The organism is Leptospira idonii, from assembly GCF_004770995.1.
Lineage (GTDB): Bacteria > Spirochaetota > Leptospiria > Leptospirales > Leptospiraceae > Leptospira_A > Leptospira_A idonii.
The window spans coordinates 117792-133749 of record NZ_RQHW01000033.1 but is presented as its reverse complement, the minus strand read 5'-3'; the positions used below and the strand labels follow the sequence as shown (position 1 = coordinate 133749).

Annotated in this window: 14 protein-coding genes; 9 read left to right on the top strand and 5 right to left on the bottom strand. The window is 41.6% G+C overall.

Going from position 1 to position 15958, the window contains the following annotated elements:
• Positions 1-30: 30 nt before the first annotated feature.
• Positions 31-900 (bottom strand): hypothetical protein, encoded by an 870-nt coding sequence (locus EHS15_RS10180; protein ID WP_135760454.1) that lies wholly within the window; start codon positions 898-900, stop codon positions 31-33.
• 370 nt (positions 901-1270) lie between these two features.
• Here EHS15_RS10180 and EHS15_RS10175 point away from each other — a divergent pair, with 370 nt between their 5' ends.
• The gene (locus EHS15_RS10175; protein ID WP_135760466.1) at positions 1271-2326 is read left to right on the top strand and encodes an integrase core domain-containing protein; all 1056 of its coding nucleotides are present in this window, start codon (positions 1271-1273) and stop codon (positions 2324-2326) included.
• A 446-nt stretch (positions 2327-2772) separates the two neighbouring features.
• Here the strand turns inward: EHS15_RS10175 and EHS15_RS10170 are convergent, their stop codons facing one another.
• Positions 2773-3684, bottom strand: coding sequence for an NAD(P)/FAD-dependent oxidoreductase (locus EHS15_RS10170; protein ID WP_135760465.1), 912 nt, complete (start codon positions 3682-3684; stop codon positions 2773-2775).
• Between the two features lie 266 nt (positions 3685-3950).
• Positions 3951-4937: a cytochrome-c peroxidase gene (locus EHS15_RS10165; RefSeq protein ID WP_135760453.1), complete on the bottom strand. Its 987-nt coding sequence runs from the start codon at positions 4935-4937 to the stop codon at positions 3951-3953.
• 262 nt (positions 4938-5199) lie between these two features.
• Here EHS15_RS10165 and EHS15_RS10160 point away from each other — a divergent pair, with 262 nt between their 5' ends.
• Both EHS15_RS10160 and EHS15_RS10155 read left to right on the top strand, forming a co-directional pair.
• Positions 5200-5541 (top strand): LEPBI_I2431 family sigma-54 regulated protein, encoded by a 342-nt coding sequence (locus EHS15_RS10160; protein WP_135760452.1) that lies wholly within the window; start codon positions 5200-5202, stop codon positions 5539-5541.
• Between the two features lie 107 nt (positions 5542-5648).
• Positions 5649-6578, top strand: a complete 930-nt coding sequence (locus tag EHS15_RS10155; protein WP_135760451.1) for an ornithine carbamoyltransferase — start codon at positions 5649-5651, stop codon at positions 6576-6578.
• A gap of 13 nt (positions 6579-6591) precedes the next feature.
• On the opposite strand, the gene EHS15_RS10150 is transcribed toward EHS15_RS10155, so the two are convergent.
• Positions 6592-6954 (bottom strand): hypothetical protein, encoded by a 363-nt coding sequence (locus EHS15_RS10150; protein WP_135760450.1) that lies wholly within the window; start codon positions 6952-6954, stop codon positions 6592-6594.
• A 177-nt stretch (positions 6955-7131) separates the two neighbouring features.
• Between EHS15_RS10150 and EHS15_RS10145 the strand changes: the two genes are divergently transcribed.
• Positions 7132-8688, top strand: coding sequence for a methyl-accepting chemotaxis protein (locus EHS15_RS10145; RefSeq protein ID WP_135760449.1), 1557 nt, complete (start codon positions 7132-7134; stop codon positions 8686-8688).
• Positions 8689-8691: 3 nt separating this feature from the next.
• Here EHS15_RS10145 and EHS15_RS10140 read toward each other — a convergent pair whose 3' ends face one another.
• Positions 8692-9117 carry a globin domain-containing protein gene (locus EHS15_RS10140; protein ID WP_135760448.1) on the bottom strand — a complete coding sequence of 142 codons (426 nt, stop codon included), beginning with the start codon at positions 9115-9117 and terminating at the stop codon, positions 8692-8694.
• A gap of 153 nt (positions 9118-9270) precedes the next feature.
• Between EHS15_RS10140 and EHS15_RS10135 the strand changes: the two genes are divergently transcribed.
• The 5 genes from EHS15_RS10135 (at position 9271) to EHS15_RS10115 (ending at position 15898) form a co-directional block, all read left to right on the top strand.
• Positions 9271-10260 carry an HpcH/HpaI aldolase/citrate lyase family protein gene (locus EHS15_RS10135; RefSeq protein ID WP_135760447.1) on the top strand — a complete coding sequence of 330 codons (990 nt, stop codon included), beginning with the start codon at positions 9271-9273 and terminating at the stop codon, positions 10258-10260.
• 203 nt (positions 10261-10463) lie between these two features.
• A complete protein-coding gene (locus EHS15_RS10130; RefSeq protein ID WP_135760446.1) occupies positions 10464-11801 on the top strand; it encodes a sensor histidine kinase in 1338 nt (445 codons plus the stop codon).
• Positions 11791-12336, top strand: coding sequence for a chemotaxis protein CheW (locus EHS15_RS10125; protein WP_246052058.1), 546 nt, complete (start codon positions 11791-11793; stop codon positions 12334-12336). The genes EHS15_RS10130 and EHS15_RS10125 overlap by 11 nt, the downstream gene beginning before the upstream one ends.
• A 14-nt stretch (positions 12337-12350) precedes the next feature.
• The gene (locus EHS15_RS19510; RefSeq protein WP_425460639.1) at positions 12351-13871 is read left to right on the top strand and encodes a HAMP domain-containing methyl-accepting chemotaxis protein; all 1521 of its coding nucleotides are present in this window, start codon (positions 12351-12353) and stop codon (positions 13869-13871) included.
• 209 nt (positions 13872-14080) lie between these two features.
• Positions 14081-15898, top strand: a complete 1818-nt coding sequence (locus tag EHS15_RS10115; protein ID WP_135760444.1) for an alginate export family protein — start codon at positions 14081-14083, stop codon at positions 15896-15898.
• Positions 15899-15958 lie beyond the last annotated feature (60 nt).

Sequence of the window (15958 nt, the reverse complement as noted above, 5' to 3'; positions counted from 1 at the left end):
CAAAATTAGATCAGGAAGAAATCATTTAACCTAATAAAAGTTAGAAGAGTGTGACTGGCGAATACTATATTTGTACACTTCTTTATATTCAAATTGTCCTGTTTCCTCATTCCAGGATCGAACAATGTCTTTTAACTGGATCTCTTCAATAGAGACTTGTTCTTCATACTTAGAATTAGGCTCTAATCGATCAGCTACTTCATAGTATTCGCGTTTTAATTTTGTGATCTTAGTCCCTGCAACAAAGCATGTATTCGCATGGAATTGTCCCTTCTCATCCACATATCCAGAGCTATCAGATCCTCCATAGTTTAAGAAGTTGTCTTGGATAAATCCTTTCGCATAATCAAGGAGATTCTCTCTCGAACCATCTTTCTCTGCTCCAGCGGCTCTCTTCTGTTCCGCATTCTTATCAAATATTTCTTCTGGTGTTAAGTTCGCATCCTCTGGATGTTTATCTTTCCAATCCTCCGCAAAAGCGTCCTTACCTTCCTGCAACAGTTTGGCCTGCTTCTCCCTCTCTTTTTTTATCTTCTCTCTCTCATCAGATCTATACTTATCTACCGCCCAGTTCGTATTCGCTGTTAAACCATTGATCGAATCCCAGTTATATGCATTCGCTCCGAGTATATCTACACTCGCTTCATAACCCCCTTTCTCTGAATACCCTATGCTCACTCCCGTTCCACTCATCTGGTTCGGTCTTTGTGATGATAACGGTTTATCTGCGTTCGGTGTGTTCGATGTGCTTGCTTTGCTTGGGTCTTTATAAGAGGCGGATACGTTGACTCCCACTCCCTTCTGTTTACTGTATGTTAGCTGTCCGGCTGTCGTAACTCCCTTACCCGCTCCCCCTGTATTGCTAACTCCTATGTTTCCGCCAAGCGTTACGTGTAACATGCTCTCGTTTGCATGACATCCTGTCATGACAAACGAACTTCGGCATCCTTGCCTGCGTCACCGCATGATACACTTCACTTGGTTGCTGGGCGCTTCGTATTTTTTATACGACACTCGTTTATCCACTACACGACCGCGCTCTTCGCTTCAATCTTTCCATTCAGGAAAGGATTTCCGCTGCGATCGCTAGCGCTTGAGTTCTTTTTGTTAGTTGTCAATGAACAATGTTTTACCTTAAAGTTCATGATTTCCCAATCTGGGTTCGTTAAGGTTTTCTATATCAATTTTAGTTTCAATTTGTTATTTTCGCAACTTTTTATCCAAGGAACAAGATGTTTTCCGACAAACAAAATGATACGTTATGTTACATATTTTCCTTTTTCTCTCTATATTTCTTAATGTTTTCCTTATCTTTAATGTAAAAAATATTCTATTAGAAAACCTATTCCTCAAAACTCAGCTCTCCGCTTACAAAAGAAAACACAAAATCTTCCGCCCTACTACTTGGGAACGATGTAAACTCGTTCTACTCTCCTACTTGAATCCCAATTGGAAGTCGTCACTCCTATTAGTGACACCAGACACTTTACTTCTTTGGAGAAAGCAAAAGTTCAAACTCTTCTGGAAGTTACTCTCCAAAAGCAAGAACCCTGGAAGACCCAATGTCCCATGGAGCTTAATCAAGTTGGTAAGGAAAATCGCAAAACAAAACCCGATCTGGGGTGCTACAAAGATACACGGAGTTTTATTGAAGTTGGGTTTTATTATCTCAGAAAGATCTGTTTCCAAATATGTTAAGACTTTCCATAGATCACCGAATCCGAGAAAGAGACTTTCCTGGAAAAACTTCTATCTACTTCACTCGGACTCCATGATCGTTTCCGATCTCTTCACTGTGTTCTCTTACAACTTCAGAGAAATATACAAAGTGATCTTCTTTCTCGATCTAAAGAACAGACAAATTCTCCATTTTGATATTTCCGCTAAAACTTCGACTGCTTGGGTTCGAAGAGTCATCAAATATGCTCTTAAAAAGAAAGGACTGAAGAACACCTCTTATGTTCTTACTGACAATGATTGTTTATTCGGAAAGAGGTTCTCTAGGTATTTAGAACGATTGGGAATCAAACACAAAAAGACGGCGGTTCGCTCTCCTTGGCAGAACGGATATGCGGAACGTTTTGTTAAAACTTGTAAGAATGAATTTTTAGACTACTTTGTTCCTTTGAATGAATATCATCTAAAAGTGAAGCTGGAAGAGTTTATTCATTTTTACAATCACAACAGAACTCACTTAGCTTTGGATAAAGATACACCTGTTTCTTCGGAAGTTTTGCACAAACCTAGAGATGGCGATTATGAACTCGCCTCACAACCAGTGCTCGGCGGAATGTACCACACCTATTCTTGGAAGAAAGTAGCTTAAGCTACTAAGCAACTTCTCAAATAAAAGCGATCCCTATCTATTCTCTTAAAAACAAGAGAAGGATTCCCTATGTCTTCTTATGAACATAGCTTGAATTTTTGAACAAAAATCACTCGTTTTACGAACAAAAACTCAAACTATTCCTGCTTCCCTAAGTAAAAAACCTAACTTCTGTTCTAAATCCGTCCAACTTAACGAACAAAATGTCCAATTACTTAGTTTTTGCGAGACTCAACCATTCCATATCCTAAATCAACATTATACCAAGTTTGCATATTCAATTTCCATAATGTGACATAATACAAAATCACATCGTTTCATTTGACACAATTATACGAATATAGAATGTCGTTTTCTTCTTTAGGAGATCACACATATATCCTCCCTGCAAAATTTAAGAAAACTAGCCCTCCATTCGGATAAGTCACATAAATTCCCCGATTTTTTCAGAAATCTTCTTCCAAAAGTTCCTTATTGATCATCGCACCCGCAAGCCCTCCCTGTGCGATTGCAGTGGATAAACTGCGAAACATCGTAGTATTGTCTCCTGCTGCATAAACTCCCTTAAGGTTGGTTCTTTGGAATCCGTCCACTTGGATATGACCCATCTCATTCAACACAACTCCCAACTCCGCAGGAAGATGAGAATGTTGTACAAAAGGAACTCTAGCCATGACTGCTTGAGGAGTCACAAAAGTTCCGTCAAGAAACACCACTTTTTTCACATAACCGTTGTTTTGTACGAATTCACGGATCTCCGTTTCAATGACAGGGATTCCTTTTGCTTTTAGTTTTGCTGTTTGTTCTTCCTTCAAAAGAGAAGGTCCGTTCGTAAATAAAGTCAGTTGTTTCGACCATTGGCTCAGAAGCCTCACCGCTTCGAAGCCGATATCCCCGTTGGCCATGATTCCCAAATTCTGCTCCTTCACTTCGTATCCGTGACAGTAAGGACAATGAAAGATAGAAACTCCCCAAGATTCCGCAAAACCGGGAAGATTCGGCAGAACGTCAATGACGCCCGTGGCGAATAAAAGTTTTCTGCCCAAATGAAATTCCCCATCTTCCGTTTTGATTCCGAAATAGGATTCGGAAGAAGAAACTTTGATCGCGGCGGAATTCAAAAAATGTAAGTTCGGATAATGAGCTAACTCTTCTTTGGCGATTCTTTTGATTTCAAAAGGAGGTTTGCCGTCGTGGGTCAATAGATTATGAGAATGAGGAGTGAAACGATTGCAGGGTTTTTCATGATCTATGATAAGAACCTTTCTTCTGGAACGTCCCAGAGCTAAGGCAGCAGACAGACCTGCAAAACTCCCTCCGATGATGATTGTTTCCCATGTATTTTCCGAATTTTTCATTTGCAACATAGTTGCATTTTTTGGTTTTCTGTCAATCCGGAATTCGGAAAGATTTATAATGAAAAAAAGAAAGGAACAGGGAAGGCCAAAAGACAGATGCGAATCGATCGTATTTGCGAAAGGGATCGGGAGGGCGCCTAGCGGTCGCTTGCGACCGAAGCGAAAGCGGAGCCCGGACGAGCCCGGCCCCATAGGGGGTTCGCCCCCTCACCTTCCCGAAACATTTGCAAACGGGGGGAAAGCGAGGAAACGAAAATGTGTGTGATTCAGTTGACTCTGTTTTTGTCGGAAAGGCTTCCCAAAAATTTTACGATCTTTGCCGTTTCTTTGTTGGTAAGCTCTACGTTTAACTGGTGATAGGCCATTTTTTTAACGGCATCTTCCAGAGTTGCGGATTTTCCATCATGGAAATACGGTCCCGTCAAAGCGATGTTACGCAGTGTAGGAACTTTGAAAAGATATTTGTCGGACTCTTGTTTAGTCACGTTGTATCTTCCTAAGTCTGCGGTTTCATAAGGAACTCTCTCTCCCATTTTTCTGTAGGAGGTCGCTCCGAATAGATTTCCGGTATGGCAGGATGTACATCCTGTAGAGATGAATGTTTGTAGTCCTGCTTGTTCTTCCGTTGTCAATGCGTTCGCATCTCCGTTCACGAAATCGTCGAAACGGGAAGGAGATACCAAAGTTCTTTCGAATGCAGCAATCGCTCCCGCCAAATTGTCGTAAGTCACTGCATCTTTTACGTCCGGATACGCTTTTGCAAAGAGTGCCGGATATTCAGCATCCGCTTTCAAACGTTTCAGAACTTCCGCTTCGGAAGGCATTGCCATTTCCACAGGATTTAAGATAGGTCCTTTTGCCTGTGCTTTTAAGTCCGCCGCTCTTCCGTCCCAAAACTGAACGAAATGAAACCCTGCGTTCAGAACCGTAGGCGAGTTACGATCTCCGTTTTTTCCGAATGCTCCCGGAGAAGTAGGTAGGTTGTCCACACCTGCCGCCTTTCCTTCTACATTGTGACAGGAGTTACACGACTGTGTGTTATTTTGAGAAAGTTTTTTCTCGAAATAAAGTTTTTTACCCAAAGCGACCAGATCTTGTGTGTCTTTCTCCGAGCCAGGCATTTTTGCCGGAAGGGAACCAAACATCTGTTTTGCTTTTGCTTGTAAATCCAAGGTTTCTTGGGAAGGTCCGCAAGATATGACCCCTAGGATTGCGGTAAGGAATAAAGTGTTTGTTATATTTCTGTTTAGCATAGTATCCTCTGCTCCTTACTACGAAGCAGTTTTTTGAAAAATCTACAAGCTAGATTCAGTCTAAATTGAGTAAAAATTTAGATTTATTTTAAATTGCTTATTTTGTGAACAATTTGTTCGGAAAACATTGTCAGTTCGTTTAGGGGAAAGGCAAATTAAGGCAAGAAGGTGTAGATTTTGTTACGTGACGATTTCTTTTGGGTAAACAAGGTTCTGGCACGATTTATGCACTAGTAGAATCGTAATTCTAGGAGATAAATATATGTTAGAATCTCGTGCTAAACAAAGAATCTTTTCTGCCGCCTGGGATGATTTTGTTTTAAAAGTATTCACGATCAACGAAACCCCGGAATACCTTCTTGCTTCCATCAGAGATATTTCTGAAATCGGAGTCAGCGGAATCGTGGAAATGGGCGCCGAAATCAAAGAAAAGGACATCATTTCCGGTTTGATCGAAAGCGAACTCACTCGTTCCAAAATTAAATACTCCGGCAAAGTGGTTTGGATCAGAGAAACGAGCGAAGGCACTGAATTCGGCCTAAAGTTCTCGGAAGAATTCCTTCTTCCTGATGTTCTGATCGCTCGTTCTATGGCTGCCGCTTAAGAACAAAAGATAAAAAAGGAGAGGGTTTGACTCCCCTCTTCCTTTTTTCCGTCCGATTCACCAAGGAAGAGTGGTTTTCCTGCCGATACTCATATCAGGCTTTTACTATGTCTTCAATCAAACATCTGGTATCTTGGAAGGATTGGTCCGATTCCGAAATTGCGGAGATCGTCGATTTTGCCGTTTATGTAAAACAACATAGAGTGTTTTTCTCTGGCCACATGGCCGGCCGTTCTATGGCGATGTTGTTCCAAAAAACTTCCACCAGAACCAGAGTTTCTTTCGAAGCAGGTATGACAGAACTAGGCGGACATGCTATCTTTCTGGATTGGATGGCTTCTAACTTTTCTCTCTCCGATATCGATTTCGAAGCGGAGTATCTTTCCAGAAACGTTTCCATCATCATGGCTCGTTTGAAACGCAATGAAGATCTTCTCGTTCTTCGAAACGGTTCCAAAGTTCCAGTCATCAACGGTTGCTGTAATTTATTTCATCCCTGCCAAGCTTTGGCGGATATTTTGACCATCGTCATGGATCGTCCGAACGATTGGAAATCCACAAAGGTTTGTTATATCGGTGTCCATAATAATGTGGTCAACTCTCTCATCGGGATCACTGCCGCATTGGGAATTCATTTAACTTTAGTTACTCCTATCGCTTCGGAAGATTCCATCGTCAAGGAAGTGGTGGACCGAGGAGTCGCCAAAGGAACTCTTTCCTGGGAAAAGGATGTCCACATCGCAGTGAAGGATGCGGATTATGTTTATACGGATACTTGGGTGGATATGGAATTTTTCAACGACCCGAAATTCCAAAAAGAAAAAGAAGAAAGAATCGAACTCATGATGCCCTACCAAGTGAATTCGAATCTTCTAAAAGGCACGAAGGCAAAAGTGATGCACGATATGCCGATCCATGCAGGATACGAAATCACCAGAGAAGTGGTGGAAAGCGAAAGATCGATCATCTTCACTCAGGCGGAGAACAGACTGGACGCACAGAAAGCAGTGATCTTAAAACTTCTGGAAAATCCCTAAGGGATATTTTTCCTCAAGGTTCTGCCAACCAATCCAAAGCGTCTTCTTTCTTTTCGAAAACACGGATTCGATTGTCTTGGGTTAAGGTTTTGTATATATCCAAATAGGCAAGTTTAGCTAAGTTGAGACCGATGATTGCGGACTTTACGATTTTATCTCTTCTTGTTTCCGCAGCGCCTTCCGTAAGAAGAGCATTGAAATAACGACTGGAAACGAAAGAGTCCGAATAATCCAAAAGGCTATAGATGGGTTCGGAAATGGATTGGTATTCCTTCATTGTCGATCGAAACTTTTCAATCATCTGGTCTTCATTCAAGTTACGATAGTCGACCAGTTTGATCTTCCTTCCTTTGTGTTCGATCCAGTCCAGCTCCATTGAATTCTTTCCTTCCTCACAATCATTCTATCTATTTATAACTATGTCCCTTTATGGGAACAGCTCACACAAAAAATACGATCCTATCGGATTCCAGTCAAGAATAGATTTTACACTTGTATCTATAAAGCGGCGGTATTAGTTAGTTGCTATCCGTAATCATTACCGCAGGTTCAAATGAATTCATCTAAGCAAAGAAGGAACGACAAAACCATGGGAGCCTCCATCATCAATCGGATCCGTTTGACTTTAGGGATTTTCTTCTTACTCTCAGTATCCGTCTCTTACCGCTCCTATACTCCTTTGGTTTGGTTTCTAAACATGACAGTAATCCTAAGTTTTATAGGATTCAGCATTTTACAGAGATACCTTCTTGCAAAAACGGAAAAAGGAAACAAGTTTGCTCCCGTCTTCCTATTCACTGACGTAACCTTAGTTATGTGCCTCATGACAGGAAACATGCAGGTAGGATTGGAGAATGCTGCTGGAGCCATCAAACAAGGCGTTAGCTACATTGTTTTGTATTTTTTCATCATGTATTCCGGTTTTTTGTTTTCCAGGAAAATCACTTTAGGTCTCGGTTTTTACGCCGCTGCCGCTTACACTTCCGTTTTGATCATGGCGAAAATCAAAGGAGTGAATTTCGTTTTAAAAAATAATGAAAGCTGGCTCATCACAAACATCAGTGTTCAGGGAGAAACGATTAAGGTTTTGTTTCTCATCGCAGGTTCGTTTATCTCCGGTTCGGTGATCAATCTTTTGAATCATATGAAAGAGGATGCTGAGGAAAAAACCAAAGAAGCAGTCCATCATGCAACGGATGCGGAAGCGAAAAAAGGAAGTATGGAAAAAACGGCAGGACAACTTCTGCATACTTCGGAAAGCCTAAGGACTTTCGGTGACGAACTGAATTCCCAAGTGCAGACGCAAGCGGCTTCCATCGAAGAGATCAGTGCATCTCTTACGGAACTTTCCTCCAATACTGAAAATTCAGCGGCGCTCGTAGACACTCAGAACAGTAAAATCAGTGAACTCATCCATGAAAGCGATACTTTGGAATCCATCCTCAAACAAGTGATGGAAGATACGGACAAAATCACCAAACAAGTGGAAACTTCCTCCACCTACTCCAGACAAGTGACCACTTCCGTTGTGGAATTGAAAGATACGATGGAAAACGTGAAAGTATCTTTTCAAAAAGTGGAGGAAGTGAATCAGATCATGAAAGAGATCGCAGACCGCACGAACCTACTGGCACTCAATGCTTCCATCGAAGCGGCTAGAGCGGGAGAATACGGAAGAGGATTTGCGGTCGTTGCTCAAGAAGTGGGAAAACTTGCGGAAAGTTCCGCTCAAAACGCATCCATCATTTCCAAAACAATAGAAACTTCCAGATCGGCTCTTCGTTCCGGAAATACCGCTGCAGAAGACGTTACCGCCAAAGTTTCTTTCCAGGAAAAAGAGCTCTCCGATATCTTTACGAACACGAACGTTCTCAAGAAAAAAGTGACGGATCAAAACGAGCTCAATTCCCGCATGATCGATGCTTTGCGGGAACTGGGAAACATCTCCTCCCAGCTTTCCATCGTTGCCAACGAACAAAAGATCGGAAACGAAGAAGTGACTAAGGCGATTCAAGTGATCGAACAAGCGATTCAATTGGTCGCGGAAAATTCGAAGGAACTTCAGGAACAAATCGAAAAACTGACCAAAGAAGCGGATAGCCTGCTCTGATGTTTAGGTTTTTTGGTTCACCATCCATTTGCTGAAAGAATCCAAAAAATAATTGAACAAGACTTTATCTTCCCTTTCGAAATCGGACTCTTCCAGAGCCTCTTCGAAACAACGAAGCCATTCCTCTCTTGCTGCTTCATCGATGGGAAAAGGAAAATGCCTCATCCTCATTCTGGCTGGTCCCCAATTCTGCACATAATAAGCGGGGCCTCCTAAAATCTGAATGATGAAATCGGCTTGTTTCTGTTTGGCGAGAGTCAGTTCCTTAGGGAACATTTTATAAATTTTGGAATTAGGAATACGGTCATAAAAGCGGGAAACCAAATTTCTGATCCGCTCCTCTCCCCATTTGGAAAACAATTCGTTCAAACCGGGCATTGGGCCGGGAGGTCCGATCTCTGGAGTATAAATTTCTCTTTCGGGGAACATAAGAATGGATTCCGGTTCGGGTCGAATTCTGTCATCAGCATTTTCAAACGAACAGGTTCCTTCCTAGATCGCCTTTTCTTTCCGGGAATTCTTCCTTGCTTTGTCGGTTTTTTGACAGAACTTGGTAAAAAATTCTGAAGTAAGGTAACCTGAATGGCACTGACTCACCCGCAATCCGCACTTTTCGCAGGAGAAAAACCCTTCCCCATCATCCCCGCTTGCGAACATTTCGCCGGATCTGAAAAATTGATCACAAAAGCACTAGAGCTCCAAAATAAATTGGGCGGCCTCTTTGATATCACTATGGATTGCGAAGACGGTGCTCAAACCGGAAAAGAAAAAGAACACGCAGAAATGATTGTTCGCATTCAAAACTCCGAATTGAACAAACATAAGATGAGTGGAGTTCGTATCCACGACTATACTAACCCTCACTGGAAAGGCGATGTGGATATCATCGTTCCAGGAGCAGGAAATGTAATCGCTTACATCACTATCCCTAAGCCTACAAAAGCATCCCAAGTCAAAGAACAAATCACTTACATCCAAGAAGCTTGTAAAAAAGCGGGAATCAAAAGAGAAATTCCTATCCACGTTCTGATTGAAACTCACGGAGCTTTGGCGGAAGTTTTTGAAATCGCTGCACTTCCTTGGTTGCAAGTTTTGGATTTCGGTTTGATGGACTTTATCTCGGGACACCATGGTGCGATCCCTGCGTCTTGCATGAAGTCACCTGGTCAATTCGACCACGAACTTCTTCGCAGAGGAAAAGCAAACTTAGTAGCTGCCGCTCTTATGAACGGAGTGATCCCTGCACACAACGTAACTTTGGATTTGAAAAACATCTACCAAACTTATGCAGATGCGAAACGTGCTCATGATGAGTTCGGTTTCCTTCGTATGTGGTCCATCTATCCTGCACAAATCCAATCCATCCTGGATGCAATGGCGCCTAACTTTGCTGAAACACAAACTGCTTGTGATATTCTTATCAAAGCACAAGACGCAGAATGGGGACCGATCCAACACGACGGAGATTTGCACGACAGAGCAACTTACCGTTATTTCTGGGAATTGGTTCAAAGAGCAAAACTCACAGGACAAAAACTTCCAGAAGAAGTTGAAAAAAGATTCTTCGCTTAATTTTTTCACAGTTTTCAAAATGTTTCCCTTTCGATTCAGAAAGGGAAACTTCTCTTCTTAGCCGCTGAACAAAACCCTTCTTCCTTTTCCTTTAGGAACTTAAGTATAAATACTAAAAAATTACCGTTCATTCTGTATTTTCATTCGTTAAGAAAATCATAATTTACTTGCAAATAACCGTAGAATTTGTATGTACTAATCAAATGATTAGTACATACAAATTTTCCCCTTTGCCGAACGTGGAAAATTTTTACGGATCTGCTTTCTTTCAAAATCTCGGAGTTATATTCTCCTCCATACCTAACAGCAATTTTGCCGTCTTGGATTCCGAGTTGAATTTTAAATCGATCGGAGGAGAACAATTCTCTCTAATTTTCAAAGAAGAGAATCAAATTAGAGACATATCCACCTTACAAAATTACCTCGGCACTTCAGAAATCGACTTCGAAACATTTAGATCCGCATGGAATGGAGAAAGTTTCGTAAAGGAGATGCGCAACGAGAACAAAATATTATCTGTCAAAATCACTTCTGTCCGACTCTCTCTGGAAAAAACTCCCTTAAGAAGTTCACTGGTAGAACAACAATTCCTTTTGTTTTCTGTTGTGGAATCTTTCGACTCCTCACATAGGGAAAAAATAGAATCCGAATTATTTCAAAAACAATCTCAAGTGATCGGACACGAAGAGAACTTATACAAAGAAATCATAGAAATTTTTAACTGGAGAAAAGAGATTCACGGAAAAGGAAACCATAAACTATGGCTTCATAAAGCCCTCCCCAACCTAAACACCTGTTTGATGCAAGGCGCAGGCCTGGGAGTTCTCACCACTTCTTTGGGCTCCATGATTAGGAAGTCGGTGAAGAAAGAAAAACATGTAGAGATTCCATTAAATCATTTCAATTTAATCGAAGAAAACTTTAGAAGCACAAAAAAATTAATCAAAACTCTGGCTTCCGCACAATTGATTTTCGAAGACAGTTCTACTCCGGAAGATATAGTGTCTCTGCAAAACCTAAAATCGATCGTAGAAGAGGAAAAAAACTTCCTCTCCCGTATGCTTGCCATCAAACAACAGACGATTTTAGTCTCCGCATTAAACGACTCCGCTTTTGCTCAGATCTCCATTCATGAAAAAAACTTCAGAAGCGTAATCAGGGAACTTTTTACCAATGCGATGAAATATTCCCCAGAACGATCTTCCATCATCGTTTTATTTCTGAAAAACCAAACCCATTTTATTCTCAAAGTCATCAATTCCACAAACGATCCCCACATTCATAATTTGGATTTCAAACATTCGGAAGAGAATATTCTATTCGAACCTTTCTATCGATTGAATCGTGCCGTAGACGAAAGATACGACGAAGAGGAGTTCGGTTTGGGTTTGGGACTGTCCGTGGTCAGAAAGATTTTAGAGGATATGAAAGGAAACATTCATATCAGCCTACTTCCCTCAAATCTGTTCAACCAAGGAAACGAAGTCTGTATGAGCTTGGAATTTTTAATCCATACTAAGGAAGCTACACATGAAAGATGAACCGTCGGAAATAATGCAAAATCTCACCCAGTTCGAATCGGACGAGGACGAGGAAGACATCATAGAGGACATGTTTCTCATCTTCTCTCTGGATAAATACCAATACGGAATCGAAATCAAATTCATCACAGAGATCGTCGGTTTGTCAGAAATCACAGAAATTCCCGACATGCCCAGTTTCGTCAAAGGAGTCATCAATCTGAGAGGGAAAGTAATTTCCCTCATCGATACCAGACTACGGTTCGGGATGAAGGAGGTATCTTATGATGAGAAAACCTGTATCATCATATTGCATTTGGAAGGTCAATTCTTAGGTCTGATTGTGGATACAGTAAGGGAAGTGATTAAGATACTTCCGGATCAAACCTCGGCATCTCCTCAATTCGGGGAGACCGAAAAAAATAAATTGATACAGTCAATCGCCAAGATAAATAATGATATCAAAATGATCTTAAACATTCACAATATCGTGAATGAAAAATATAAATCTGAAGTTTTAAGTCTTCCTTCAGAAAAGCAGGGTGTAAGTTTATGAAAGGAAAAAAAACAATGAGCGTAAAAGCTAAATTAATTTTAGGTTTTTCCGTACTGGTCCTTTTTTTATCGATAGGTGTCGTCACAGGAATCTATTCCTTGAGGACATTCAACACAAAGGTAACCGACATCGTTACTATCTACGCAGCGAAAGTTCAGACGGTAGAAAGATTGAGAACCAGAATCTTAATCTTAGTGAGAAATGAAAAAAACGTAATTCTTGCGGAATCCGCCAAAGAAATCGAAGAAAGATGGGAAATCGCCACTAAACAAAGAGCGATCATGCAAGAGTTATTCACAACTCTTACGAAAACTGCAAATGAAGAAGACTTAACACAAATTCAAAAACTAAAAGAATATTACCAAGAATACACTGAGATAGTGGATGGAATCTATCAGCTTGCCAGAAAAGAAAAAAATTTAGAAGCGAAGAAAATCTCCGTCACTTCAGCAAGACAGATCATCAATAAATTCGACGAAGTAGCGGATGCGATTGCAAATTCAAGCATTAAGGAAATGGACGATGCCAACGTTCTGACCGACGAGTATTATAACTCTATGACCTTCTTTATGTTCGGAATCCTACTTCTTTCGATAATCGTTTCCTTTGCAATGGCTACTTGGATCATTCTGAATATCACAAACGCCCTTACTACTGCGGTCGCTATTGCAAGCTCCGTAACTTCCGCGGCAGAACAAGTTTCCAGTACTTCCTATACATTGAGTCAAGGTGCCAGTGAGCAAGCAGCCTCCATAGAGGAGACAACAGCTTCCATAGAAGAAATGTCCTCCTCGGTCAGTCAAAACTCCGAATCCGCATTAGAAACAAACAATATCGCCTCAAATTCTTCCCTTGAGGCGAACCGAGGAAAAGATTCAGTATTCAAAACGATTGAAGCGATGAAAAATATTTCCTCTAAAATTAAGTTTGTAGAAGAGATCGCATACCAAACCAACTTACTTGCATTAAATGCAGCTATCGAAGCGGCCCGTGCAGGAAAACACGGAAAAGGTTTTGCAGTCGTCGCAGAAGAAGTAAGAAAACTAGCGGAAAGAAGTCAGTTGGCAGCAGGAGAAATCAACCAATTGTCCATCAGCAGTGTGACCCTTGCCGAAGAAGCGGGTGATGTGATCCAACAGATGGTACCCAGCATTCAAAAAACAGCAGAACTGGTTTCAGGAATCGCGGATGCTTCCAAAGAACAATCTTCAGGAATCAAACAAATCTCAACTGCGATGATGCAAATGGACCAAACCACTCAACTTTCCGCTTCCTCTTCGGAAGAGTTGGCAGCAACCTCAAACGAGCTGAAAGAACAAGCGGTTCACTTAATGGAAATTATGGGAACTCTTGTCAATATCGGGAAAACAGAGACTAAAACAACCGCAGCCAAAGCGAAGGAAATCTCGAAAAAGTTCACTGGCAACGAAAACGGCAAATACCTTACCCCGGCCGCTCAGGCATTTGCAAAAGGTTCCCAAGCCCCAACAGCTACTGAACACAAACCCCAGTCAGTAAAGCCGGAAAGGTTCTAATTTTCCTTTCTCATTTCCACTCTCTCGGAGGAGAGAGTGGATTTTTGTGGTAGGTACCACATCTCCTCCTTTTCCTCCAAGAATAAGATTCCTTCAAAATAACGAATTTGATTCACTATTACAGAATTTTGTTCGTAATTACGGATAAAATATTGACTTATTAGACAAAAATATAAGTCTGCCTTAACAAAAGGTACCAGAGAAACACTATGAAACACTTGCATATTCTACTTTTATCTCTTCTGATCACCCTACCTGTTTTGGCACAGGAAAAGATCAACCCTCCGCAACAAGACTCGGGAGCAGCGCCTGTGGTACCTGCCACAGCATCCCCGGAGCCTGCTGTGGTCACTCCAACGCCAGCGACTGCAGCGGCACAGGAGCCCTATAAAAGTCCTCAAAAAGGAAATCTCAGCGGAGAATATCTGAAAAGTTTACAAGTCACTCCCGCACAAAGAAAGGCAATCCAAGCCAATACGGAAACTTGGTTTGCGGATAAATACAAAGTGGGTTTCGGAATCCGTCCGAAAGCGGACTCCCTCAACAACTTCGATTTCGATAAAACCACAGCGGATTCCAGAAACAACATCACGAACCAAACTCAGTTTTATCTGATCGGAGATTTGAATCCGAATGTTCTCTTTAAAATTACGTTACAAGATGTCCGCTTATGGGGAGGGGAAGTAATTTCATCAGGAAACCAGGATCAAAAATACGGCGCCATCGCCAACGCTGGGATCAGTTACGATACCACCAGACAAACATTAGTTCCTATTAACAACTATACAGGTCTCCGGGAAGCATTTTTGGACCTAAAGACTGCTAAAGAAGGAATTCGACTCAGAACGGGAAGGCAAATTCTGGACTTTGGTGACGGAAGAATTCTAGGAGCCAGAAACGATAGTTTGAACGGGAACTCTTTCGATGCCATACGGCTCACCACAAAATGGGAGAACCATACCACGGATCTTTTCGGTTCGATCGTGAGTACCGAAAACAATTCAAACAGTTTAGTATCGAATAACTCAACCAAGTTGGGTGGGCCAGGAGACGCTTACTATGCTGGACTTCATCATAGTTATAAAGTGGCGGATTGGTTAGGAATCGACGCATACAACTTCACATTATTCAAAAAAAGAACGACTGTAAAAAATCCTCCCGATTACGCAACGGAACAAATCTACCGTAACAACGATCAGATGAACACTTACGGATTTCGACTCACTAACAGAACCAAAAACAACGCTCTTCCGGACGGAGTTAAATTCGATTGGATGGTGGAAGCGGCTTGGCAGTCAGGTTTCAACGGACAAAGAGTCGCACCGGACTGGATGAACCAAGAAGGAAAGTTCAAAACGAATCAAAACACGGGAGAACAACCTGCGCTCAGCCAAAACGTAAAATACGATGCGAATCTTGTAGCTGTGCAGGCAGGATACAGCCCGGTAAAAGAATTCAGAATCGGTGTACAATATGTACAGGCGTCTGGAGATCCTAATAGAAACGATTCTTCAGTAGGAACTTTCAATCCGCTTTTTGCGACAAGAAGGATGGCAGGAGGAAGCATTCCTTTTGCAGGGAACGGAAATAGCGGAGCGGTCTTCTGGCAAAACATCAAAGATTATTCCATCCACATCAAATACGATGCGGGTAGATGGGGAACCTTCGTCCTAAATCCTCACTGGTATTACAAAATGAAACTCCAAGACGGGTATTACGATAACAATAACTATGTGACAGGAAGCTCCAAAACAGGAGGGCTTGCCAGCACCGAAGACTACTACAACAACCAACAATACGTCTACAACAGACCTAGTTTGGGGAAACATGTGGCAACAGAAATCAATTTCATCTACATAGTTACACCTTTCGAAAACGTATCCGTATGGTTCGGAGCTTCCCACTTACATGCGGGAGATGCAGTTAGAAACCAAAAAAACAACGGATTCAATGCGGATCCGATCCACAGATACGATTTCAAAGCAAACGCCTCGTTTTTCACTCTTCAAACCGTATTCGCGATTTGAAAAAACAGAAGGCAAACAGAAGGAATTCTCCTGTTTGCCTTTGAATCCAAGACGATTCGA